Raw genomic sequence first — 24,972 nt, forward strand, 5'->3', positions numbered from 1 at the left:
CGATCAATAACCTAAACTGGCCAACGTCGTCCCGGACAACCTATAAATAGATCACGCAGTACCTTTCATATGCACGAGAAGGAGACGACGCTATGTCTGAAAGTAAATGGTCTGAAAGTAAATGCCCGATGCACCACACCGGTGGTGCAGGAACCTCAAATCGGGACTGGTGGCCTAATCAGCTTCGGCTTGAAATTCTTCATCAGCGTTCTTCACTGTCCAATCCCATGGATGAAGATTTCAATTACGCAGAAGAATTCAAAAGTCTCGACTACGATGCGCTGAAGCAAGATCTTACGGCGCTGATGACGGACTCCCAAGACTGGTGGCCTGCAGACTTTGGCCACTACGGCGGTCTGTTCATCCGAATGGCCTGGCACAGTGCAGGAACCTACCGCACCGGGGACGGCCGTGGCGGAGGCGGCACCGGAAATCAACGCTTTGCTCCCGTCAACAGTTGGCCGGACAATGTAAACCTCGACAAAGCCCGCCGACTCTTGTGGCCCATAAAACAGAAGTACGGACGCAAGATTTCCTGGGCCGACCTGATGATCCTCGCCGGTAACGTCGCCCTGGAATCGATGGGATTCAAAACCTTCGGCTTCGGTGGAGGACGCGAGGATATATGGGAACCGGAAATCGACATTTATTGGGGAAATGAAAAAACCTGGCTGGCTGATGAACGCTATTCCGGTGACAGGGATCTTGAAGATCCGCTGGCTGCGGTGCAAATGGGCCTGATATACGTTAACCCGGAAGGTCCCAATGGCAATTCTGATCCTGTGGCGGCAGCAAGGGATATTCGCGAAACATTCGCACGGATGGCCATGGATGATGAAGAGACTGTTGCCCTGATTGCAGGTGGTCATACTTTCGGGAAAACCCATGGTGCCGGTGATGCCGCCAACGTTGGCGCAGATCCGGAAGCTGCATCGCTGGAAGAACAGGGACTTGGCTGGAGAAGCAGCTTCGGTTCGGGCAAGGCGGGAGATGCTATCACCAGTGGTCTGGAAGTCACCTGGACCCAGACTCCAACCAAATGGAGCAACCATTTCTTCGACAACTTGTTCAAGTACGAATGGGAGTTAACCAAGAGCCCTGCCGGTGCTCAACAATGGGTACCCAAAGGCGGAGCTGGAGCTGGAGAGATCCCGGATGCCCATGATCCTTCGAAACGTCACGTTCCCACCATGCTCACGACGGATTTATCATTACGCTTTGATCCTGCTTACGAGAAAATTTCCCGGCGATTCCATGAAAATCCGGATGAGTTTGCCGACGCTTTCGCCCGCGCCTGGTTTAAGTTGACTCACCGGGATATGGGACCTCGGGCGCGCTACCTTGGACCGGAGGTGCCTGCCGAAGATCTTATCTGGCAAGACCCGATTCCTGCTGTCAACCATCTGTTGATTGACGATCAGGACATCAGCACCCTCAAGAGCAATATTCTGGGGGCCGGATTGTCCGTTTCCGAGCTGGTTTCTACCGCCTGGGCATCTGCCTCCACTTTCCGTGGTTCAGACATGCGGGGTGGTGCCAACGGAGCCCGCATTCGTCTGGCCCCGGCAAATGAATGGGAAGTCAACGAACCAAATCAGTTGAAGAAAGTGCTGCAAGCCCTGGAGGGCATTCAGCAGGAATTCAACAGTGCCCAATCAGACGGCAAAAAAGTCTCCCTCGCTGATCTGATCATACTGGCAGGCTGCGCGGGAATCGAGAAGGCCGCCAACGATGCGGGACAAAAAGTGACGGTTCTTTTTACACCTGGACGGGCAGATGCTTCACAGGAACAAACTGACGTGGACGCCTTTGCCGTGCTTGAACCTGAGGCAGACGGCTTCCGCAACTACCTGAAAACCAAGTACTCAGTTTCTGCGGAAGCGTTATTGATTGATCGTGCTCAGTTGCTGACCTTAACTGCACCTGAGATGACGGTGCTGCTTGGCGGTATGCGGGTGCTCAATACCGGTTTCGGCCAAAGCCGGCATGGTGTTTTCACTCATCGCCCAGGGGTACTCACCAACGACTTCTTTGTGAACTTGCTGGATATGGGTACCGTATGGAAACCGACTTCGAAAGATGGCGACCTGTTCGAAGGGCGTGATAGAAACTCGGGAGATCTGAAGTGGACAGGCACTCGGGTTGATCTGGTCTTTGGATCCAACTCCCAACTTCGCGCGCTATCAGAGGTCTATGCCACTTCCGATTCACAGGAAAAATTTATCAAGGACTTTGTGAAAGCCTGGAACAAGGTCATGAATCTCGACCGCTTCGATCTCAACTGATCCTGAAAATACTGATCTAGAAAATTAAACCAGGGTGGCCTGTCTTGGGCAGACCACCCTTTCCAGCCTGTATCTCCAAATTATCCCTTCTATATTCTATTTAGACTGAGCACAGTACTCTAATTAGACAGAGCACCGTCATTATAAGTAGACAGAACACCGTCTCGCTGCCTTCCAGAAGCCCTGCTTTTGTCTGCCCCAGGCTTTTACCAGCCAACCTTTTGTTCTCTCCCGACCAGTACAGAGACATCCTGGAATTTGTAGCTTCCATCAGTTAAAGAAACAGCAAGCAAATGTCAGTGAATTTTACACATCTTTGCAAATTGCTCTCTGAGCAAATTGGGTAATTCTATTGAAAGATGAGGAATTGACTTTTATGGCTCGCTTATTGCTTTTGGGAAATTAATCCCAAATGAAAAGAATAGCAACTTCAAAGGTGTCAGAATGAAATCAATCACTCGCCCCCTTATGCTCAAAGGTACTTTTGCAGCCTGCATTGCCCTAAGTCCACTATCCTTTGCTGGTCCGCTAGGAGTTTATGAAGGTGGCATAGACTGGGAAGCTGGCCTGGCACAAGGCGGATGCCTGACAGTTCGGGATGCTGTGAGCTGTTCAGCGCCTTTACTCAATTACCTCAATGGGCTTGATCCGACCACCAAAGTAGCTGACGGAGGCTATGTTCTCCCGACTCCACAAGGTGCATTGGAATCTTACATCGTTCTGACTTCGGGCGGCGGGGCTCAGGAAAACTCTGACACCGATCCCAGCCCTGCGGAAGTGGAAGATGGATTCAAGAGCAACGACACCACCAATGATGATTTCTTTGCCACCGGCCAGACCGGCAGCACCGCGGGCAACCTCAACGATCCGGACAACAATGACCTGGGCAACCTGGACTCCACTCTGGATGCCGATTCATTAGGAACCTGGGACGTGGGTATCGAGTGGTTGATCAATGCTCTGACCATTGACGGCATCCGCAGAGAGCTGACCATCGGCTTTGATTACAACCAGCCACAGAACACCACCACGTCTCTGGACTACTGGGCGCTGGTAACTGTCAGAGATCTTGACAATCAATTGGCCGACATCAACTACGAAATCGGTCAGGTCACCGGCCTCACCTATGACGCCTATGTCACCGAGGAAACCTTCAACAGCAAGCCTGAGTCTTCAGACTTTGCCACGGTTAACGGCGTAACTTGTATCGACGACGATGGAATACTGCCAATTCTGCCGATTCCTGGCGGCCAATGCCCGGCAGGTTATGAAACCGCGATCGACAACGCCCAATCTACTTCTGACACTGAAATATTTGCGTTTCTCCCAGAGCTGAATGCCATGCTGGAGGCATTGCTGGCCCAGGGCTATGACACCATTTCCACCCGGATGCTGTTCGGTTGTTTCGGCGGCACTGCAGGTGGCGATTTCCAACCAGGCCTTGGCTATCTGGAAGATGAAGGCAATGGTGGCGAAACCACAAATTGTGAAACAGGCGGTTTTGCCGATGTGTATCTTCTGGCCGGTGCCCCCATGGATGAAACCGACGTGCCTTCTCCCGCTACCTTGGCACTATTTGGTTTAGCCCTGGCGGGTATCGGATTCAGAAGAAAGCTGAAAGCAAAGTAAGACGGACTGCTACTCCGTAAATAATAATTACTCCTTGACATAAGCAGCAGATAATTAAACAGCCCGGTTTTTGCCGAGGCTGTTTTTTTATCCTTTTCCCTCTCCTATATCCCAGATATTAGCTTTAATAAAACAACACTATGTGTTACGTTGCGCGCATTTGAAAAATGGGCCTAAAGGGACTTAGCTGTGCGAATAAACTTTAATCTAATCATAACTCTGATTTTCTTGAGCCAACTGGCAGGATGCGGGAGTAGTAAACAAGCTTCCACAAACTTAGACGAGTCAGCAGACAGCAACGATTTGGTCTCTGAAGAAATAATAGAGACTCCAACTACATCCACTTCTACCTTTGTATGCGAAACTTCAGAAAGCGATCATGCCATAGACTCAGATGCCGTTTCTCCAGTACCCACCCTTTCCGCATTGGAATTTTCCGGCCTTGCCAAGATTCAGAACCGATGGCTCATAGATCAGCTAACTGACAGTTTTATCCCTCAACAGAATCTTCTACTGTCTTCTTTAGAAAACTGGTGGGTAACAGCCATCATTGATGCTGCCTCCTATGGTAATACCCGTGCCGAATTTGAGCAGGCCAGATCAGGTGAACTTTCAACCTCACATCCTGGAGACTGGCTTGCCGCATTTAATACTTATCTTGGCGATCATTCACGAATCACAGAAGCGGATAAACCGATCGCGGATTTTTGGGTTGCATCACCACACCCATTAGCAGAGCAATTTACACAAGACCTTAAATTCGCATCAGGTGAAGAGGGTCACTATCTGGATTTCACACAGCAAAATGCCCAGCTTAGAATCGAAATTTCTGATGCGTTTGGCGAAGAGACCCTACAAGCACTAAACGACTTAGACGACTCTTACAGTCGTGCTTTGTTTATTGCGAAAGTCGACCACAAGTTTATCTGGGATGCCCAAGATCAAAGAACCTTTGATGGTGTATTTGAATCTCCGGACGACACATGGCAAGAAGTAAGTTTAATAGAGCTCTCAGGCAACTTTTACCAGTCTGACACTGAAGACTATCTGATTCAGAAGGTAAACAGTCAGACAACAGGATTCTCCCTGTATAAGTTGGAACCAAAGTCCAATGTACGGGGCCTTATCAAAATGGATATTGCCAATGCCTTTGATGATTTGAATTCACTGACTTGGTCTCCTATTGATCACGTGATTCTTCCTTCCTATTCAGTCAATGAGGAAGAAAACGCTTCATACGAACCAAAAGACCTCTTTGAGCATTCAAGCAGTTTATTACATGGAGATCTCCGTAGAGCATTTCCCACTGGCGGGCTCTACACTTCAAATATGAAGTACTCCGGTGCAGCAACAATGGAGGAGAGTGGCCTCAACTTCACAGGGCAATCAAGCCATTTATTCCGATTTGATTCGGCCAACTGTACATACACACTCACAGGGGTAACCGTATCAACAGGACTCACAGGATTCGGGCTCACTGGCACCGGTTCATCTTATTGCACAGCCCTCACTCCAGACCTAAAACCATTCTTCTGGGTACTAGTCGACGATAACTCCAGCGCCATTTGGGCCGTTGGGTATGTCGGAAGTTTAAAAGGCCGATCGCTTGGAACTCAGTGCAACAGTATTGATGAGACCTGATCACTCACCAACACATCACCATCAGTGATAACTCAAATATGTTTATATAATTTTTCGAAATCCGTCTATCTCCTGATAATAACCATCAAGAGGCAAGGCAAGCAGGTTAGCCAAGCCATCTCGACTTAGATTGATATATTAGGAGATAGACAAATGAAAGCACTGAAACTGAAATCACTTATCGCTGTTGCTCTGGCTGTTGCTACTTTGGGTGCCAATGCGGAAAGTATTGCTGATCGTCGGGCAGAGAAAGACTTTACCGCTGACGCCGTACCAGCTCCTTACTCAGGCACTCACACTGTATTGCGCGGTGAAATCATCAAGCGCGATAACAGCAATGTTGAAGTCGCGGCCCAAAGCGAACAGCACATCAATGTTAAGCAGGAAGGCTAAGACACTAGCCGGCGGTCAGTCGACCACTGTAGGAAAGCAGGAATCCCAAAAGGGGCAGCCTGAATCCAACATAAAACTGATAGACCCCATTCTCCACGGCCTTATAGGCCGTGGTTTCTGGAAAAAGCCATAAAGGCAATGTGATTCCAAAAATCTTTGCCCTCAGGCACCTCCAATACCATCCTCCCTTTCGGATCTCAACGGTAAGATGGAGTTCGACAGCTCCGATTTTTTCACGCCAATACCCATTGTTGTCAAAGGTTCCAACAGGGACAAACACCGACGTCATTCCGGAACGGTCATCAAACTGCCTTTGCCACTTCATTTCACCTTTTTCATGAGCAATCGTGACGCTAAAGTCATGAGTCCCTGCTTCAGGAATATTTAATTTTCTTGCCAAGCGGCGTGCAATATAGCCAGAGATCCCCTTCCCATAGCGAACCTCTACTACGCCGCTCAGTTTTCCTCCCTGGCTATGCAGACTCTGGAGTGCCGGATGCAATTGTTCGTAGTGCTCACCAAACCACTTTCTGGCCGGGCTCTCTTCAATCACCTTGTACCACCTGTCATTCTATCGATTAGGATTTCAGGAACCTTACACACCTGATGCCATTGGGTGCTGCATAATTATTAACGTACTGTCTGACCGGAAGACAGAATAGCTATCTGAATCATCAATGTTCAAGACGAGCTTTCCACTGCTGGCGGGCAACCTGGCTCTTGGCAAACTCAAGAATTTCGTGGATAAGGTCCAGTATTTCCTGATCCAGATCGGTCCAGGCAGCTTCCCCGGTTCTTAGACTTTCCCGCAAACTTTCTGCTTTCATCAGATCCGGCAGCTCACCAATCAATCCGGCAATGGTATCAATAACAATTTGTGCAACGGCCGTTTCCAGTTCCCTTACCAGTTGATCTCCCACAAAAGGCACAGATTTCAGCCTGACCAGATCTTCGTTGTTCCGCATGGCCGACACAACACTTTTCCTGAGCTGCACAGAGAATGGATGGTCTGCTTCGGAATGCATCGCTTGGGCAATGCTGCTGGTTATCAGAGCACCTGAAGCTGAAAGCCTTTCCAGCCTTGGAGTCACCAGTTCATTGATGATCCGGTGGTTCAAGGTGTTGTCATGTTCGATATCGCGCTGGATACCGCTAAGTACCTTGATAATGACCCGATCACTCAGCTCTTCAAGCAACACGTCATAGTAGAATGCCAGAAACTGATAAACCGACGACTGGCGAATATCGATAATACGATATTTGTGTAGACGGTAAATGATCGAAAATACCCGAAGAAATCGGAGCATACGGGCACCGGTTAAAGGAATACAGCCGACCAGGTCATACCAATGAATAAACGGATAATAGAACCATCGATGGTAAGTGGCATGCCTGACCGCCACCAGCCATCGAATGCAAAACTCGCTGAGAAAAATACTGACGAAAACCGCATCAATCACAAAGAAATGCATTTTCAACCAGGTTAACGGGGGTTCAAGCAGAGAGACTTCCGAAGCAATAAAGCTCTCAATAAAATCCAGCCGGTAAATCGAATCGATAATGATTAAAGTGAGATTGATACCTAGCAGCAACAGCATCATAAGATCCACAGCGAACCAGATGCCCTCTTTGCTCTGCCGCAAGTGCTCAATATCAAAACTTAAAAAGCGCTTTTCTGGTTCCAAGAGACCCCCTCAATTACTCTAACGGGTTCCACGCTATCATAATTTCCGCCCAACACCTGAAACGTCTGAATGAGAATTATCACTTAAAGCACATGGATCACAGGCAGAGATGTCGTGATTCGACCCCTGGATGCCGCATCGGCAATGTGCACCGATGGATGCCATGCTAGAATAAACTATGTTGCATAGGGTCTCTGACCCATTCATTTTGTTAAATTGCTGCCCGGGTATCTCATGCAGGCTGAACAACTTGAAATCCTGGATTTCCTTCATCGACACCCCCCCTTTTGTGATCTCCCTGAAGAAACCCTCGGGTGGATATCACAGAACATTGAAATCAGCTATTTCAAAGCCGGAACACAAATACTCCAGTTTGGAGAGGAAGTGGATGCGCTCCATATCATCCGCAGTGGGGCCGTCGAAGTATTCAGACGCAACGGCGATCTGCACAACCGCCTCAGCGAAGGCGGTATCTTCGGTGAGTTTGGTCTACTGCGTAACAGGCGCGTCAGATTCCCGGCCAAAGCACTCGAGGACTCCCTGGTATACCTGATTCCTGAGACCATCTTCAACGAACTGTTTGAAAACCATGAATTGTTCGCTGACTTTGTGGAAATCGAAGATCATACCCGGTTGCGCCATGCAGTATCCCGGAAGGAAGATGCCAATGAACTGATGACATCAAAGGTGGAAACCCTCATTGCCCGGGAGCCGGTGACCGTCAACATACAGGCAACCGTGCAGGAAGCCGCTATTCTGATGTCTGAGGAAAGCGTCTCTTCCGTTCTGGTCGTCAATGAGCGAACGGGAGATCCAGCCAAACAGGCTTCAGCTTCCGGCTATCTGGCCGGTATCGTTACGGATGTGGATATCCGTAAGAGGCTGGTGGCGGCCGGCTTGAGCTATACCACTCCGGTCAGCGAAATCATGACCCGTAATCTTGCCAGCATTGAACACCACCAGTTTGTATTTGAAGCATCACTGGCCATGCTGCGCAAGAACATTCACCACCTCCCGGTGCTCAAGAAAGGTCATCCTATTGGCATGATCGCGTTGTCGGATATTATCCGCTATGAATCGCAGAACAGCCTCTTTGTAGTAAGCAGTATTTTCCACCAATATACCGTGGAAGACCTGAAAGCCCTGGGAGACGATGTCAAAGCCTGTTTCAGCCGCATGGTTAATGAGGATGCCAACTCTCATATGATCGGCAGCGCCATGTCGATCATTGGACGCAGTTTCAAACAACGACTGTTAGAACTGGCGGAAGTAGAACTCGGCCCTCCTCCGGTCCCCTATTGCTTCCTTGCCCTGGGATCCATGGCCAGGGAAGAACAATTGATAGTCACCGATCAGGACAATGCCTTGATTCTGGATAACCGCTTTGATCCCGATCGGCATGACGGTTACTTTAAGGCATTGGCAAAATTTGTCAGCGACGGTCTGGCTGAGTGCGGCTATACCTATTGCAAAGGGGAAATCATGGCCACCAATGTCAAATGGCGCCAGCCCCTACACGTATGGGAAGACTATTTTACTGAGTGGATAGAGAATCCCACTCCAGAGTTTCTCCTGAACAGTTCAATCTTTTTTGATCTGGACGGAGTTTGGGGCAAGACCGACTGGGCCGCACAGCTCAGGGAACTGATCGTCAGGGAAGCCAAGAAAAGTCCACGCTTTCTGACCTGCATGGCCCGCAATGCCCTGCGCCGAACACCTCCTCTTGGCTTCTTCAAAAACTTTGTCATGGAGAAGGACGGGCGACACAGCAACTCTTTCAACATCAAGCGCAGAGGCACCGCACCTTTGGCAGACCTGATCCGGGTTCATTCCCTCGCCTGCGGATCCACCGCCCGGAATACATTTGATCGATTACAGGACATCATTGATGCCGACATCCTTCCTCACGGTCACGGACAGGATATTCGCGATGCCCTCGAATTCATTGCCATGGTACGCATACGGCACCAGGCACTTGATCTGGAGGCCAACAGAACACCGGACAATAATGTGGAGCCGGAAAACCTTTCAGATTTTGAACGCAAGACATTGAAGGATGCATTCCAGATCCTGAGCAATGCCCAGAAGTTCGTCCGTTTCCGTTATCAATCTCAACGCTCCCGGTAATATATCGTGCTCTATCTGCGAAAGAAAAACGCCTTTAACGGAACGCCATATTCGAAGTCATCTCCGCCGGACTGGGCAGCGAGATTCAAAAAACTCGCCGCCCAGGCGAAAGATCCGCGCCTGCAGAGCTTCTATAATGCCGGAACTGTCGACGGCGATACCCCCATTTCGAAAGTTCCACTGGTTGCCATGGATTTTGAAACCACCGGACTTGACCCGGAGAGCAACGGAATCGTCAGCATCGGTCTGGTCCCTATGGATCTGAACCGTATTCGTTGCAGCGGCGCCCAACACTGGATACTCAAACCACGCGAAGAGCTGAGCTCTGAATCAATCGTCATACATGGGATCACCCATTCAGAGGTCGCCCGGGCTCCTGACATCATAAGGATATTGGATGAGCTATTGAAGGCATTGGCGGGCAAAGTGGTCGTGGTTCATCACCGTGGCATTGAGCGGCCCTTCCTCAACGCAGAACTGCTTAACCGGATTGGGGAAGGATGTGAATTTCCAGTCATCGATACCATGGAACTGGAAGCGAGAGTTTACCGGAGTAAACCTCGGGGAATCGTAGACCGTCTGTTAGGCAGACATCCCACCTCTATTCGACTCGCCGACAGCAGAGCCCGTTATAACCTGCCTTTTTACAGCCCCCACCATGCGCTGACAGACGCGTTGGCCAGCGCAGAACTTTTACAGGCCCAGATAGCCGACCGCTACTCTCCAGACACCCCGATCAAAGAACTCTGGAAGTAATGTTCCGCATACTCCGGTCGCTTTCTCAGGCCAATTTTGCGCATCATTCCTACTGTGAAGAAAAAAAATTTAACTTTTTCTCTCATCAACCAAAAATTCTCGAAAAATATAATACTTTGATTTAAAAAGAGAATCTATCGAAAGAATACTCGCCGACCATTTTCCTCAAAAAAAGTTCAGCAAAAAAATTTCGCACTTTTTATAAAACTTTTTTGCAAGGGGCATGTCTTATCTACTGCCACATACGGGGAAACAAGAAACCCCGGTATCAATGCTTAATTGACTATATATAAAGAGGAATTTTGATATGAACAACAAACTGGTATCTGGTGCAGCTGCAGCAACCGTTCTGGCAGGCGCAATGGCCTTGGCTTCAGGATCTGCACTGGCCGATGAAGCCAAAATGGAAAAATGCTTCGGGGTTGTCAAAGCCGGTATGAATGATTGTCAGGCAAACGGTCACAGCTGTCAGGGGCATGCTTCTAAGAGTGCTGATAAAGGTGAATGGGTTCTCGTACCTGCCGGTCTTTGTGAAAAGCTGGACGGTGGTTCTCTGAAAGCCGGTATGTAATCGGCTTTCGTCCGGAAGGGGAATCAAACCTTCCGGACATTCCCTTTTTCTCCCGAAATCAAATTCATCCAGGCCAACGACCATGTCTACCTCACTCTCCTTACAGGCCGGTATCGGTATACGAGCTCCTTATTTCGCATCTCTGCTGGAAAACCAATCTCCGTTGGGATTTGTTGAAGCCCATAGTGAAAATTATTTTGGCAACAGCCTTTCCAGGGATGCGCTGAGAAGAGTCAGAGAAAAATATCCGGTAAGCCTCCATGGAGTGGGTCTTTCATTAGGGCGGGCAGACGGTCTTGACCGAGAACACTTACGAGAACTAAAAGATCTGATAGCCGATATCAAACCCTGTATGGTTTCAGAACATCTGGCCTGGAGTGGTTATCAACACAGACACGTGCCTGACCTGCTTCCGGTTCCCTATGTTGAAGCCTCCCTGCAGATATTTATTGATCACGCCAAAGAAATGCAGGACATACTTGGTCAACAGATATTGGTTGAGAATCCCTCAAATTATCTGGCCTTTAAGGCCACCAGTATGGAAGAGAGCAGTTTTCTTGACCGACTGGCAGGGGAAAGCGGCTGCGGACTTCTTCTGGACGTCAACAATCTCTATATCTCCAGTGTTAACGTAGGAGTCGATCCCTACCGGTACATCAGCCAGATCAACCCTGCTCATATCAGTCAGTATCACCTGGCAGGCCATATATCCAGCAGCAATCAAGAAGACAGTTTTCTTATCGACAGCCATAACCGGCAGGTGTCGGATCTGGTGTGGGACCTTTTTGAATATTGCATTCAGCATATTGGCCCACGACCAACACTCATTGAATGGGACAGCGACTATCCTGAGCTTGCAGTTCTATTGTCTGAAGCAGACAGGGCCACCGGGATACTAAACAAGGTGGAGACGACCAATGAACCTACATGATCTACAAAAGGATTTTCTGGACTATCTCTATCTCGGCTCTGACAACATTACGAATGCCATAGAAGACACTTTTCTGGCTCGATTATCGATTTACCGCAATAACGTCAGTACAGGCATCACCAATTATTTGAGAGAAGTTTTTCCGGTCACCGAAAAGTTGGTAGGCCCCGAATTTTTTGACGCCATGTGCGAGCGATTCCTGGCACAAGACCAGCCCGGGACCGGAGATATTCACCAATATGGCAGCTCCCTCCCTGAATTTATGGCGACATTTGGTCCCCTGTCGGCACTGACCTATTTACCAGATATTGCCCGACTGGAATGGCATCATCACCGGGCCTATTACGCCCAGGAATTTCCCGCCCTAGATCTCAATATGGGGCAGGAAGCGTTACTGAACTACAAACCAGATCTAAATGCGAGCGTATTCCTTCTGCGCTCACCCCATCCGATCGATACGATCTGGCAACAAGTGCGTGAGAATGAGGACGGTATAAAGGTGGATCTTAATGCCGGTGCGGTTGCCTTACTGATATTCCGGCACCGCCAGCAGGTACAGATCTGGAATCTGTCTGATGCAGCCGCTGCACTCCTGGAGGCAGTAAAAGCCGGACACACCTTGAGTGAATCCATCGAGGAAGCATTTTCCCATCCGGGCAGTGAGATGCTGCAGGAATTTATATCCCAATGCCTCCAGGCAGGCATTATCTGTCAATCACAACACAGTCAAACCAACCGCTGACATTCAATCTGGCGGCCAAGTTACAGGAGAAAAAATATGCAGGCCCTCATCAATTCCTATCAAGGCACACTGACGGCGGTGGATAAATGGCTACAACCATTGGTCATGCTGGTAGTGCGGATTTTTATTGCTTATGCCTTTTTCAAATCAGGAATGCTGAAGATAAAGGATTGGGACAGCACATTGTTCCTGTTTCAATACGAATACGTCATCCCCATGATTCCGTATAAAGTTGCCGCAGTGATGGCAACAATCGGCGAACTGCTTCTACCCGTGTTGCTCGCTTTCGGATTTGCCGGCAGGCTTGGCGCACTGGGCTTGCTGGTGATGACGCTGGTGATTGAAACCTTTGTCTATCCCGGTACCCAGGAACATTATTACTGGATGTCAATTCTCGGTCTATTGGTGGTCACAGGCCCTGGATTCTTGTCCTTGGATACGTTGATCAAGCATCGTTTTAAAAAGGCTTGATAACGGTCCCTGATCAGTAATTTCAACCCAGATCCGGTTGCCATTCAGTCGGCGACACCCCAATTTTTCGGGTGAATACGCGGGTAAAGGCAGCCGGACTCCGGTACCCCACTTTGGGACTGATTGATTTTACTGATCGTCCCTGTCTCAATAACGTTCTGGCAACACTCAAACGCCAGTCGGTTAGATAATCCAGTGGCGTCATCCCTACTTTCTCTTTGAAATGCACCGCAAACCTTGCCCTGGACATACCAGCTTCAGCCGCCAACTCCTCCAGTGTCCAGGAAAACTCCGGTCTGTTATGTATCGCTGTTATCGCCTTGGCCAAGCGCGGATCACCCAGGGCGGAGAGCGGTCCTGCTGGGATAACGTCCTCCTCCATCACATACCGCAATAATAAAATCAGAAAGTATTCCATCAAACGGTCCAGTGCAGCTTGTCTCCCACAAAGATCTTTAAATGCTTCACTGAACATGAGATCCAACGCAGAGGCCAGGCCACTTACTTCCTTTAAACGAATGACCAGCACTTCCGGTAATGTACCTAACAAAGGATTGGCCGACCGCCCCCCCAGATCTACTGATGCACAAAGTAAATTCGCTCCCTGTTCGTCAAGAGGAATAAAGCGATGGTAAAAAGGCCTGGGGTAGAACAGCACCGTTGGCTCCGATAGCTCCATAGTGCCTTCATGACGGTCAGCTACCAACAGCCTCCCTTCACGAAGTAAATGAATATGACCAACCCCCTCACACTCATCAAACTCCGTGACCTTACATAGAGGTCCAGAGTTAAACACCCGGGCAGTCGGAGCAAAATGAAGAAACACCGGGGACAAGCGGTCCATATCTATTCTCCGCAATATTCACTGAATATTAATCAATTAAAAAAATGCCAATTCAATACTATCTGCAAATTATTCGAGACAAATAAATCCAGATAGTATCGCATTCTATCAACTCTTCAACCATCCGTATTCATTTTTAAGGAGAGTTATATGGCACGTATCAACCCAGCCACAACCGATCTTGTCGATGCTACAACCCAGGCGACACTAGACGCTGTCAAACAAAAACTTGGAATGTTGCCTAACATGTTTGCCACCATGGCTCATGCTCCGGCAGCACTAAATGGCTATCTGGCATTGTCAGAGGCGCTGGCAAAAGGAAAACTGACCGCCGCCCAGAGGGAGCTTATCGCTTTAGCAACAGCCCAGGTCAACAGTTGCCACTACTGCCTGTCTGCCCACACTGCCATTGGCAAAGGTGCTGGTTTGTCTGAGTCTGCAATGCTTGATGCCCGCGCTGCGCGCAGTACCAACCCTTTCAACCAGGCTATTACCACTCTGACAGACAAGTTGGTGCGTCAACTGGGAGTATTGAGCAATGACGATCTCGATGCCGCTAAAGCAGCGGGCATTGATCAAGAGCTGGTCATGGAAATTGTGGCCAACGTGGCTCTCAATATTCTGACCAACTACACCAACCATGTCGCAGAAACTGACATCGACTTCCCTGTGGTTTCACTGGAACTTTGAAAGATAGATTCAGAAAAGGGAATACAAAGGAACGAGGAGTCTGATGATGAATCGCAATTACAAGATATTTTCTGCCATGCTGATATCCCTGGCACTTTCCGGGCACTCAAACATGGCATTATCCCAGGAAATGTCGAACAAGACCTATGGAACCATTGTGGACAGCGAAGGTAATATCCGGCTACCCGATAACTATCAACAAACCTGGACCCATTTGGGCTCCTGGCTGGTGGGAGATCCCCAAGCGCCAGGACATGGTTTCCATGACGTTTATACCCAGAAAGATGCGGCCAAAACATATCTGGAAACAGGTGAATTTCCTGATGGATCCGTGCTGATTAAGGAAGTAAGGGCGGTGGAATCCGGGGCCAAAACAACAGGTCAGGCAAAGTGGGCCGGAAATACCAATATCTGGTTTGTCATGGTCAAGGATCAGCAGGCCCGTTTTAAGGGAAATGCTCACTGGGGTGAAGGTTGGGGCTGGGCACTTTTCAAAGCGGAGAACCCTTCAGCCAATGTATCCCAGGGATATGCGGAAACCTGTCTGGGCTGCCATGCTCCAGCCAAAAATACCGACTGGGTTTTCACAGAGGGCTACCCTACCCTTCAGCATTGACGGTTTTGGTTTCAGGCTAATGAAAAAAGGGATGGCATCGCCATCCCTTTCAAGTCCTTCAATTGCAAATGCAATCCGGCATCAGAATGATTTGGTCAGCTGGAATGCCAAACCGTAAGCACTCAGATCATAGGTTCCCTTCACATTCGTGAGGCCGACCTGTTGATCGTTCACATTGTAGATATGCTCATCCAAAGGCACATCATCAATCAACAGATATCCAAGAGCACCGTCCAGCACCAGATCATTCTCCATCCGGTATTGAGCTCCAAGCGTGATCCACTGACGATCAGTTGATGGAACCCTTGCGGTCCGGTATTCATTCTCGACAGGGGAATCGTCATAGGCATAACCCGCTTTCACCGTAAAACGCTCGGTGTAGTCATAGGAAACACCAACCGAGAAAGCCCAGACATTCTTCCAGCGCTCACGTACGTGGCCGATCATCCCCTGCTGTCCAGTGGAGGCACCGCTGATGGTGGAAATCTGTCCAATACCGGCCTCTTCACGGGTGAAGATATCCAGATTCTGGAAACGGGACCAGCGAGTCCAGGTAGCTCCAGCGTATAAAGACCACTGCTCATCCAGGTCATGTTTCAGACTGAAGGTGGCTGTTTCCGGCAGCGTCAGGGGAACTTTCGCTTTTTCGCTCAACGTGGCGTATGCGACAGGAGGCAATGTTCCCGTCGGCGTGGGCACATTGGTCAGCTCCGCATCACCTTCCAGGGTGAGGTCTATTTTGGTCCGGAAGTTAAAACCTAACGTGGTGGCGTTGGTAGGCTGGTACATCACCCCGAAGTTCCAGCCAACACCGTTGTCGTCACCAGCCACTTCAAAGTGGCCTTCTTTCAAGTAAGCAGAAGGAATATTGTAAGGTGGTAATGAGTAGGCAGAATACTCCTGGGCCTTACTCAACTTGCCGTCCAGGTGGATAAAGATCATCCCCAGACCGACAGAAAGCTGATCGTTCAACTTATAGGCTACCGTCGGCTGAACCGCGATGCCCTGAACTTCTGTTTCATCAGCAAGGAAACGTCCCAGAAAATCCTCATCATACTCACCCGATACACCATAAGGGGCAAAAACGCCGATACCTGCGCTGACGGATTCATTGATGGGAGTACTGTAGTACAGGTTGGGAATGGCTCTCAGACTAACATAGTCACCACCGTCGGTACCGGTAACAGGCTGGCCGATGGCATTGGTGGCAGAACCCTCAAAGTCGGAGCTGACATCCAGAAAGGTGATGCCCCCTGAAACCTGAGCCTTCTCCAGATGGGTCAATCCGGCCGGGTTAAAGTACATGATAGTGGCATTTTCCGGATTGGCAGCCGCTCCAGCGTTAGCGGTTCCCATAGCGGAAGCACTCTGTTCATTGAGTGCATAACCTGCGGCGAACGCCTGGCCTGAAATTGTGGAAAGCACAGCGGTGCCAAGAAGAGAAACCTGAAATAGCTTGGTCTTCATAATTAATACTCGAAGTGTACACGTCTGATGATGGCACTCCCGGGAGCAACAGAGATTTATTCTTATTGGGTGTCACTGGAGTGCTGACAGCTATCGCCAGTCGATGGCATCAAGCCGATCTTCCAGGGTTGTTCTCCGGGAACAAAGGGCCGCAATTATACAGACATACATGTGAATTGCATCACGTTAAAGTATTACCATTCATAAAGTTACAGGGTGTTACAAGACAAATATGACAAATGTGGCGGCTGAATATACTCTGTTAACCGGATCATATTTCAGGTGTCTGGCTTCATTGGTTAAACCTGTATTCCCAAATTCGGCCAAATAAGAATTCGAACATGCCCCACTTCCGATTTCTGGTTAATCCCAATCACCTTATATCGTCTCGCTTCCGGCATTTTTGCAGCCTGTTAGCAGCGGGGATCACTATGGCTACAGGGATCACAGTGGCTACGGGGATCACAGTGGCGCAGGCTGACGAAGGCGCGAGCTCCGTATCTGATTCACAACCCACGGAAACCGTTATCATCGGGGTAGAGGCAGGCTCCTACTTTCCACATTACGACGACAGTACCGGTGAATATGAGGGGTTTGGCCGCGCTTTACTGGATGAATTTGCCCGCTACGCCGGCATCGAACTGGAATACCGGATACATCCGCTCAAACGACTGGCAGTATCGGCCATCTCCGGCCAGGTTTCGTTGCGCTATCCGGATAATCCCTATTGGGAGGCAGACCTTAAGGAGGGCACGGAGATCACCTACAGCCATCCGATTGTGACCTATGTCGACGGCACCATGGTGCCTCCCAATCGACTGGGTCAGGGCCTGGATAATTTCTACAAGCTCGGAACCGTATCCGGATTCACCCCTTGGCCATACTTCGCGGCCATCGATGAGGGGAAAATCACAGTCTCAGAAAACAACTCCAGAACCGGCCTCCTACATCAGGTCTTAATGGGACGTCTCGATGGCGCTTATCTCTCGATCGTGGTGGCCAATCATCAACTGACCTACGGACTGGAACAGCCCGGCGCATTGATATTCGACCCCACCCTTCCCTACAAAAAATCCCACTATCATCTGTCGACCTCCACCCGGCCGGATCTGATCAGAAAATTCAACGCATTCCTGCGGGAGGAGTCCGCAAGAGTCGTCCAGATCAAAAGCGATTACAGAGTGGAAGAAGGGCTCTCTTTTATCCCCGACTATTGATAATTTTCCATCAGTGCACACGATCTTTGTTTACTCCAGAGACAAAGGGAATTTCATAGCGCCCGATGTCAGTGCATACAACCTGTTGGCCATTCTTGCCGCCCTATGACAGTGCACTTTTTTGATATCCTTCTCTGCCCTGTGGCTTTGTTTAATAATTTTTTTTTGACAACCCGCTTTTTGGCCGGCCGTCCTATTGAACAGGCAGATCATTTGTAGCAACATAGTGTGACGTCTAAGCCGTACCACCGTTGTAGCTGTAAACCCGCGACATAGCACTGCACAACGTATCGAGCGTACTGCTGTCCCGCCTTGCGTTGAAATCCAGGTCTCTTATGACCCGCGCTGTGTCTCCGGCCAAATTTATCATCCTGACCGGGAGTTTCTCTCTCAGCCTGTACCCGTTGTAATGATCAGGAAAACGTATCAGTGAACTTTTGATGGAATCATCAGGATCACTGCGGTTTGACTTACACGGAGCCGACCAATGAGTGTAGACGTCGCCCTGGACAACATCCGGATCAAGGAACTGCCCACCATCAACCTCGGTGGTGGTGTTGATCTCGACCTGGATAATATCCGCATTAAAGAACTTCCCACCATCGACATCGACCTGGATGCAGATCTCGGGTTGGACAATATCCGCCTGACAGAGCTTGCGCCCATAAACGTCGGGATCACCTCTCTGCCCCTGATAAGGCTGGACACTATCCGGCTGGAAACCGACAGCAAGGTTGATCTTGGCCTGGATAACGTCAAAGTGGATCTGGGATTGGACAACATTCGTATCCGGGAACTCCCGCAACTGGATTTCCAATTCGGCCTGCGTCCGATGCGTTTCCATTTTCCGCTCAGTTACAAATTTTGCCTGACCCTGTTCGGGTGCCGCATTGTGCAGTTTGAAACCTGCGGTGAAGGTATGATCGTGGCGGAAGACTATGTGGCACATAAAACCGAAACCTGCGATTAGGCAATAACAGGAGCTGGTTATGAAAACAGCCTATACCGGAGAACCCGGGCGCGACTGGCAGTTGGAAAAAGGACCTTTTACCTTTATCGGAAAACCGGGAGAGTGCATCGGTGAGCTGACGTTCTCCAATCCTACGGACGATAAGATAAAAATACGTCGCCTCAGTGTTGAATCCGTCACGGATAAAAAACGCAAGGCCCCGACTCTGGACTCCGCAGAGTTATCCATGCAACTGAGGATTCCTCCTCAATCCACCATCACAGCCCAGGCGTTATTAAACTTTTCCCCATCGACTCCGCCGGGTAACTATGAGGTTAGACTCGTTTGCGGAGACCGCTCGGAAACGGTACACGTCCAGATCCTGGAAAACCCATCCCTTGCGCTGAATCCGACACATACTGTTCTGCGGGGAGCCAGCGGCGATACCTTAAGCTGTAAAGTCCGCATGGAAAATGCCGGTAATGTGCCGCTTAGCGTCGGCGATGTCGGGATGGTCTGGTTTCGGGAACGAAACTGGATCGGGCGCACCCTGGTCTACAGCCTGCGCGAAGCGGCGGAAGATGAGGACTACGAAGCATTCGCCAATCGTATACTTCATGATTTCAAGGCTTCCATTATTCCACCGGTGAGCATTCAAATGGAGCCGTTACCTGATGAAACCCTGCACCCTGCAACGGCGCTTGACCGGACGCTGACCTTTACCGCCCCACCCGGCCTGCAAAAGGGACGAACATATTCCGGTTTCGTCAAAATCAATATGACTCGGATCTGGTTGGAGCTGTACTGCAACGGGTCGCCTAACTCCAGTAAACGGAGATAAGTCAAAGGAGAGATACGATGCACCAGCACACAGCCACCATAGGTAGTGGATGCCACTCTCATCCCGATTGCCCTCCAGAGAGTCTATCCCTGCCTTCCTGCAAGAGTCTTATTCTGCTGGCTCCACGCCTGATCAGCGCAACCATTAATGCAGGGGCAGGCGTCATCAAGAAGACCTTCGACGGTTCGCTTAAAGAAAAAGATTGCTGCCACCCCCACCATGAAGACTGCTGCCACCCTCACCATGAAGACTGTTGTCACATTCCGGAAACCCACTGCCCGGATCAGTGTGTCGGCGTAGTGCATTGGCATGGATGTGTTGGCGATACCCTGCAGCATCACCTGCAGGTGACTAACACCGGCAAGGAGGCTCGAACATTTACGCTAGAGGCCACCCCTTTCCCCTGCACAGATAAAAAGGTCACTGTCACCCCAGCCTCTAAAAAGCTGGCTCCCGGGGAAACTCTTAAGTCCGTGATCAGCTTTACCATTCCTGAGGAATTGGCCGGAAGTACCTTTAGCGTGGCCGTCAAAATCCAGGGTAAGTACGAGCAATACCTGAAACTCATACTATGTGTGAAGCCGCGCCAGCATTGCTGTACGGTTGTGGAGCAAGGGGAAATTCCCAAGCGTATCAAAGCCCATCACTGGTACCACCATTTCCAGTGCGAGGAGCCCTGCTTTGAAGCTATTCCGGAAAATCGCGTCAATAAACCCGGCGCTAAACGGGAGAGCAACTGAAATGGAAAGAATAACTGAAATAAGAAGAACAACTGAAGCGGAGAGCTCCTAAAATGAAGAGCACGCCTGAAATGAAAGAGAACTTCTTACCGGATACCGAGCCATCTGCCGCAGCGGCTTCCGATACCCAGCTATCATTGCTGGCACAAAACTACCGCAGACAGATACAACAGTATTGGCCGAGATTCCAAACCTACGCGCGTCAAGGCCGCCAACTGGGTCAACGCTACAATCAGGCCGGTCGCCAATTGAAAAATAAATTTGCCAGCGGTTCCTGGCAGCTTGATCAGCAGAGTTCACTGGGGCTGCTGATACTGCCTATTGAAGCTGGCATGCTCATCAGCCGACATCTGCTGGCTCTGTTGGAAGACCTGCTGGCGGTCGGAGAACATCGACTTGGACTCAAGGAACTGGAAAAGGGACTGGCGGACAGGCCACTTCCCACGCTTGCTCTCAAAGCCAGGCCCGGCGAAAAAATTGAATCCGTATTTCTGATTCAAAATGACCAGCCGCATCAGGTCACTATCGAGCTACAACCTCAATCCATGGTCGGCCAGGAATCGGGTCCCTGTGACAGTTGTGAGTTTGGCTTTTCTCCCCAGGCAACAACGCTGGAGGCAGGCGCTAACCAAATGGTTCGCCTGACAACCCAGGTCAGTGAAGACGCGGCAGAAGATATCTACCAGACCCGGATAAATATCCTGGGAATGGAAAACAAAGCATTCTGTATTCAGCTACAGGTGTTTTTATAAAATTGATCTATTATTGATCCTATTACCCACAGGACATAGGTGCTCTTATGACAACAACGACAGCACCCAGACACAAGCAAGGTAGTGCCACACAAAGGAAATCACGGGCCGGATCAGGGAAGGTAAAAGCGCGTCCAAAGCCTCCCCCCAAACGATCCGAGCAGGAGACGGAAGAAAATATCCGGCACCTGCGTGTTGATGCCAACGGCACCTCATTTCATGTTGCGGTTGCCTCTCCCTCCCAAAGCAGCCATGACGGTGACGTGCCTGAAATTTTCTGTCTTCACGGCTTCCCCGAAGGTTGGCAAAGCTGGCGTCAATTGATGGACTATCTTCCCGAAGCCCGGATTTATGCCCCGGATCTGCGAGGATATCCAACCTCGGAATATCCCAGGGACGGCTACGATGTCTTTACCCTGACCGATGATGTGCGTGAACTGATGGCCAGGTTGAACGTCAAGAAACCGATTCTGTTGACCCACGACTGGGGCGGCGCCCTGGGTTGGATCTTCGCTCATCGCTTCAGCGACTTGATCAGTCGCCTCGTTGTGGTGAACTGCACCCATCCCAAAACGCTGGTAAGAGCGGTTTTTCAATTGGATGACTGGCAAACATTTCGCATTCCCTGGGTGCTACCCTTCCAGCCTCCGGTCATTCCGGAGTTACTGCTCACCACCGCAATTGGTCGCAGACTATTGGAGCTCTCCTTCACCCTGAGGGAAGGCCCGGATGGCAATATGAACCGGCAACTGGTCAAGGAAATGGTCAATCGATACCAGCACAGAAAAGATCTGCGGGGTGCCATCGAATACTACCGGGCCGTTGTCAAAACACTGGTTATTCCAAAATTGCGGAAAGAACTGGAAGAGGTCTACCAACAGCCGATTCAAGTCCCGACAACATTGGTCTGGGGAATGACGGACGAAGCCCTGTCCTCCAAGGTCGCGCAAAAGAGCGAAGGCGATGCGGGTTGCCCGGTGGAATGGCGTCCTCTTCACGGTATCGGGCATTTCGTGGATCTGGAAGCACCACAGTTACTGGCTGAAGAAGTACGGCGGCTGTTTTAGCTGCTTTGACGCTTCTATTGACTTAGGAAAAGAAAGGGACCTAAGCAAAGGCATGGAATAAATCAAAGATATGGACTTGAGCAGAGGATGCTGACTCATAGATGGATATTCTGATGGAAAGAAATAATGCTGAGGATCACCGGTTCAGGACTTTGTAGGGCAACACTATCCTCCACGCCGATCGTTGCCATCGACGTATCCTGAACCCCGACGGAGCCAATCACAACGACGTTGATAACAACAAGAAGGTGATGTCATGGCTCTCAATAAAAACAAGGTTCGCCATGGTGCGAACCATGACCGGGGAAACATCTCACCGTCCACACCATACCAACAATGGTGCCAGGGAGGTGATCATGAAAAGGATCTATGATGTTGTCGTAGTAGGCTCAGGATTTGGCGGTGCCATCACCGCCTGCCGATTGGCCCAGGCGGGACGTTCAGTCTGCGTATTGGAAAAAGGAAGGCGTTGGGGCCGCACGGAATTCCCCCGCGGCCCGGTCGAGGTTTCTTCCAGGGCTCTGTGGGATCCCGCAGAAAAGAAACAGGGACAGCAGGGCTTTATCGAATATGTCCCCTTCAAAAACATGGACGTGGTTCAAGGCATTGGGGTGGGCGGGGGATCACTGCACTATTTCAATGTTCACATCCAGCCACCGGCGTTTATTTTTGATTCTCCCAAATGGCCATCCTCGGTCACCCTGAAATCCATGCGTCCCTATTACCGGGTCGCGGCCGACATGCTTGGAGCTAAAGGCATCACACCGCCCTACGCCCGGGCACTCCCCTCCCGAACCAAAGCCTTCCAGAATGCGGCAGAACGCCTGGGACGCCGGGCCGAGCTTGTGCCTATCTGTGTGCATTTTGGGGACGACGGCAAAGTTTCCGCCGGAGGCAGGCCACAGAATGCCTGTGACTATTGCGGCAACTGCCTGCTGGGCTGTCATAACCATGCCAAAAACACTCTAGACCTGAACTATATTCCACTGGCCGAGCAGAACGGGGCGGAAGTCTACCCCCTTCATGAAGTTACCGCGCTGATTCCATGCGATAAGGGCTATCGTGTTGTCTTCCGGGACCATGCCCGCGAGGATGGTGAAACCCGTGGAGAGGTACAGGCACGTCAGGTCGTCCTGGGTGCCGGAACCCTTGGTACCAACGAATTACTCTTACGCTGCAAAAAACACCTCAAAACACTGCCCAATCTTTCTCCCCAACTGGGCCGTCGGTTTTCAGGCAACGGCGACTTCATTTTTGCCGGCGCCTATCTTCCCGATCAGCAGGTAGAGCCAGGCCGTGGCCCCGGCATCACGGCCGGTATTGGCTTCGCGGATGACGAAGGACAACACATCTACATTGAGGACCTGGGTTTTCCGGATCCCTTTGTCTGGTATTTCAACGCCATGATTCCTCAACCCACCCGTCCGTTAAAACGTCTTCAACAACTCCGACGCTACCTTTACAAGGCCTGGGGAAGAGATGCTGAATTTCAATTGGAACGTCTTCTGGAAGAGCGCTTCCTGAATCACTTCCTCCCTTATCTCGGCATGGGAACTGATGCGGCAGATGGTGTGCTGAAGCTGAATCATCAGGGTCGTCTCAATCTGGATTGGTCCTATAAAAACAGTCGCGCCATGTTCAATACCATGCTGGGACATATGCGCTCGATCAGCGAGGCAGCAGGAGGCGTTTTCATCAACAGCTTTATGTGGCGTTCCCTGGTTTTCAAATGGCCATTCCACAAGACCCTTACCGCCCATCCGCTGGGGGGCTGCGTCATGGCCGACACGCCGATGCAGGGAGTCACCGATTCCTGGGGCCAGGTCTGGGGCTACCCCGGCCTCTTTGTCGCAGACGGTGCGCTGGTCCCGTCTGCCATTTCCGTCAATCCTTCCGCCACCATCTCGGCACTCGCTGAGCGGGTGGCATTTCATATGATTCACGGCCGGGAAATGGAGGAAAACGATACCCATACCCCGGTAAATCACCACCGGCAGAGCTCGAAATCAGCCGCGCCAGCCAGAGCTTCGAAGGGCTCGGCTACCGCCAAACGCTCACGAACAAGACCCAAGAAATCACCCGCCAAAACAGAGGTGTCATCATGAACGAGACATTACAACGCTGGCTCACACTTTCACGGGAAGAACTGGATGACATCTACAGAAAAGCCAAACCAGGCTCAATTCCCCAGGGGGACACCCAGGGAACGGCCATTCTGGCAGGCGGACCGTTCCCGAGACTGTTCGCCACCGTTGCTCGCCTGTTGGCCTGGCAAGGCAAGGTATTCGACTTGTTCAAGCCTAATTTCGACAGTGGCGTTCTGGTCAACAAAATATCCCCGGCGGGTATCAATCTGATAGCAGCCAAGGTCTACCGGGACCACAGCTGGATGGATGGTAAGGACACCATTGTCATCGACTATTCCAAAACTTCGTTGTTTGCCAGACAGATCCGGGACGAGATCCGCGAAGTGGAACCTGGACTCTATCTCGGGAAGGTCTGGTGGGGTAATCACCGTATCCTCGATTTTGCACTGGAAACCAATACATAAGGACATC

At 50.4% G+C, this 24,972-nt stretch carries 24 protein-coding genes; 20 read left to right on the forward strand and 4 right to left on the reverse strand.

The features are described 5' to 3' along the window. Window positions 1-92 precede the first annotated feature (92 nt). The 4 genes from katG to BTA51_RS27220 all read left to right on the forward strand — a co-directional run bounded on the left by katG (window position 93) and on the right by BTA51_RS27220 (window position 5,948). On the forward strand, window positions 93-2,285 hold the full coding sequence (gene katG, locus BTA51_RS27205; protein ID WP_094712238.1) for a catalase/peroxidase HPI: 2,193 nt from the start codon (window positions 93-95) through the stop codon (window positions 2,283-2,285). A 444-nt stretch (window positions 2,286-2,729) separates the two neighbouring features. Beyond that, a complete protein-coding gene (locus BTA51_RS27210) occupies window positions 2,730-3,914 on the forward strand; it encodes a PEP-CTERM sorting domain-containing protein (protein ID WP_094712239.1) in 1,185 nt (394 codons plus the stop codon). A 228-nt stretch (window positions 3,915-4,142) separates the two neighbouring features. Beyond that, entirely contained in the window at window positions 4,143-5,555 is a 1,413-nt protein-coding gene (locus BTA51_RS27215; RefSeq protein ID WP_168188317.1) for a hypothetical protein, read from the forward strand. Between the two features lie 153 nt (window positions 5,556-5,708). Next, window positions 5,709-5,948: a hypothetical protein gene (locus BTA51_RS27220; RefSeq protein WP_094712241.1), complete on the forward strand. Its 240-nt coding sequence runs from the start codon at window positions 5,709-5,711 to the stop codon at window positions 5,946-5,948. Between the two features lie 4 nt (window positions 5,949-5,952). On the opposite strand, the gene BTA51_RS27225 is transcribed toward BTA51_RS27220, so the two are convergent. Both BTA51_RS27225 and BTA51_RS27230 read right to left on the reverse strand, forming a co-directional pair. Next, entirely contained in the window at window positions 5,953-6,501 is a 549-nt protein-coding gene (locus BTA51_RS27225) for a DUF4166 domain-containing protein (protein WP_094712242.1), read from the reverse strand. Window positions 6,502-6,622: 121 nt separating this feature from the next. Beyond that, window positions 6,623-7,633 (reverse strand): hypothetical protein, encoded by a 1,011-nt coding sequence (locus BTA51_RS27230; RefSeq protein WP_094712243.1) that lies wholly within the window; start codon window positions 7,631-7,633, stop codon window positions 6,623-6,625. A 234-nt stretch (window positions 7,634-7,867) separates the two neighbouring features. On the opposite strand from BTA51_RS27230, the gene BTA51_RS27235 reads away from it, so the two are divergent. The 6 genes from BTA51_RS27235 (at window position 7,868) to BTA51_RS27260 (ending at window position 13,231) form a co-directional block, all read left to right on the forward strand. After that, window positions 7,868-9,760, forward strand: a complete 1,893-nt coding sequence (locus BTA51_RS27235; protein WP_094712244.1) for a DUF294 nucleotidyltransferase-like domain-containing protein — start codon at window positions 7,868-7,870, stop codon at window positions 9,758-9,760. A 6-nt stretch (window positions 9,761-9,766) separates the two neighbouring features. After that, complete coding sequence (locus BTA51_RS27240; RefSeq protein ID WP_094712245.1) at window positions 9,767-10,516, forward strand: 3'-5' exonuclease; 750 nt, start codon at window positions 9,767-9,769, stop codon at window positions 10,514-10,516. A 307-nt stretch (window positions 10,517-10,823) separates the two neighbouring features. Next, window positions 10,824-11,087: a DUF2282 domain-containing protein gene (locus tag BTA51_RS27245; protein ID WP_094712246.1), complete on the forward strand. Its 264-nt coding sequence runs from the start codon at window positions 10,824-10,826 to the stop codon at window positions 11,085-11,087. 82 nt (window positions 11,088-11,169) lie between these two features. Beyond that, entirely contained in the window at window positions 11,170-12,018 is an 849-nt protein-coding gene (locus tag BTA51_RS27250; protein ID WP_094712247.1) for a DUF692 family multinuclear iron-containing protein, read from the forward strand. Further along, window positions 12,005-12,760 (forward strand): DUF2063 domain-containing protein, encoded by a 756-nt coding sequence (locus tag BTA51_RS27255; protein ID WP_094712248.1) that lies wholly within the window; start codon window positions 12,005-12,007, stop codon window positions 12,758-12,760. Before BTA51_RS27250 ends, BTA51_RS27255 begins: the two co-directional genes overlap by 14 nt. A gap of 36 nt (window positions 12,761-12,796) precedes the next feature. Beyond that, the gene (locus BTA51_RS27260) at window positions 12,797-13,231 is read left to right on the forward strand and encodes a DoxX family protein (RefSeq protein WP_094712249.1); all 435 of its coding nucleotides are present in this window, start codon (window positions 12,797-12,799) and stop codon (window positions 13,229-13,231) included. Window positions 13,232-13,253: 22 nt separating this feature from the next. Here the strand turns inward: BTA51_RS27260 and BTA51_RS27265 are convergent, their stop codons facing one another. Further along, on the reverse strand, window positions 13,254-14,075 hold the full coding sequence (locus BTA51_RS27265; RefSeq protein WP_094712250.1) for an AraC family transcriptional regulator: 822 nt from the start codon (window positions 14,073-14,075) through the stop codon (window positions 13,254-13,256). A gap of 150 nt (window positions 14,076-14,225) precedes the next feature. Between BTA51_RS27265 and BTA51_RS27270 the strand changes: the two genes are divergently transcribed. Both BTA51_RS27270 and BTA51_RS27275 read left to right on the forward strand, forming a co-directional pair. Continuing rightward, on the forward strand, window positions 14,226-14,765 hold the full coding sequence (locus BTA51_RS27270; protein WP_094712251.1) for a carboxymuconolactone decarboxylase family protein: 540 nt from the start codon (window positions 14,226-14,228) through the stop codon (window positions 14,763-14,765). Window positions 14,766-14,808: 43 nt separating this feature from the next. Beyond that, window positions 14,809-15,381 carry a cytochrome P460 family protein gene (locus BTA51_RS27275; protein WP_210404936.1) on the forward strand — a complete coding sequence of 191 codons (573 nt, stop codon included), beginning with the start codon at window positions 14,809-14,811 and terminating at the stop codon, window positions 15,379-15,381. A gap of 81 nt (window positions 15,382-15,462) precedes the next feature. Here the strand turns inward: BTA51_RS27275 and BTA51_RS27280 are convergent, their stop codons facing one another. Next, window positions 15,463-16,848, reverse strand: coding sequence for an OmpP1/FadL family transporter (locus BTA51_RS27280; RefSeq protein ID WP_094712253.1), 1,386 nt, complete (start codon window positions 16,846-16,848; stop codon window positions 15,463-15,465). A 431-nt stretch (window positions 16,849-17,279) separates the two neighbouring features. Between BTA51_RS27280 and BTA51_RS27285 the strand changes: the two genes are divergently transcribed. The 8 genes from BTA51_RS27285 (at window position 17,280) to BTA51_RS27325 (ending at window position 24,965) form a co-directional block, all read left to right on the forward strand. After that, window positions 17,280-18,065: an ABC transporter substrate-binding protein gene (locus BTA51_RS27285; RefSeq protein WP_094712254.1), complete on the forward strand. Its 786-nt coding sequence runs from the start codon at window positions 17,280-17,282 to the stop codon at window positions 18,063-18,065. 487 nt (window positions 18,066-18,552) lie between these two features. After that, window positions 18,553-19,035 (forward strand): hypothetical protein, encoded by a 483-nt coding sequence (locus tag BTA51_RS27295; RefSeq protein WP_094712256.1) that lies wholly within the window; start codon window positions 18,553-18,555, stop codon window positions 19,033-19,035. Window positions 19,036-19,054: 19 nt separating this feature from the next. Continuing rightward, entirely contained in the window at window positions 19,055-19,855 is an 801-nt protein-coding gene (locus tag BTA51_RS27300; RefSeq protein ID WP_094712257.1) for a hypothetical protein, read from the forward strand. Between the two features lie 17 nt (window positions 19,856-19,872). After that, complete coding sequence (locus BTA51_RS27305; RefSeq protein WP_094712258.1) at window positions 19,873-20,595, forward strand: hypothetical protein; 723 nt, start codon at window positions 19,873-19,875, stop codon at window positions 20,593-20,595. Window positions 20,596-20,648: 53 nt separating this feature from the next. Continuing rightward, window positions 20,649-21,347, forward strand: coding sequence for a hypothetical protein (locus BTA51_RS27310; protein ID WP_094712259.1), 699 nt, complete (start codon window positions 20,649-20,651; stop codon window positions 21,345-21,347). A gap of 47 nt (window positions 21,348-21,394) precedes the next feature. Then, complete coding sequence (locus BTA51_RS27315; RefSeq protein ID WP_094712260.1) at window positions 21,395-22,414, forward strand: alpha/beta fold hydrolase; 1,020 nt, start codon at window positions 21,395-21,397, stop codon at window positions 22,412-22,414. A 356-nt stretch (window positions 22,415-22,770) separates the two neighbouring features. Then, on the forward strand, window positions 22,771-24,519 hold the full coding sequence (locus BTA51_RS27320; RefSeq protein ID WP_094712282.1) for a GMC oxidoreductase: 1,749 nt from the start codon (window positions 22,771-22,773) through the stop codon (window positions 24,517-24,519). Beyond that, window positions 24,516-24,965, forward strand: a complete 450-nt coding sequence (locus BTA51_RS27325) for a hypothetical protein (protein WP_094712261.1) — start codon at window positions 24,516-24,518, stop codon at window positions 24,963-24,965. The genes BTA51_RS27320 and BTA51_RS27325 overlap by 4 nt, the downstream gene beginning before the upstream one ends. Window positions 24,966-24,972: the final 7 nt, after the last annotated feature.

The organism is Hahella sp. CCB-MM4 (genome assembly GCF_002260525.1).
In the GTDB taxonomy this organism is placed as follows: domain Bacteria; phylum Pseudomonadota; class Gammaproteobacteria; order Pseudomonadales; family Oleiphilaceae; genus Hahella.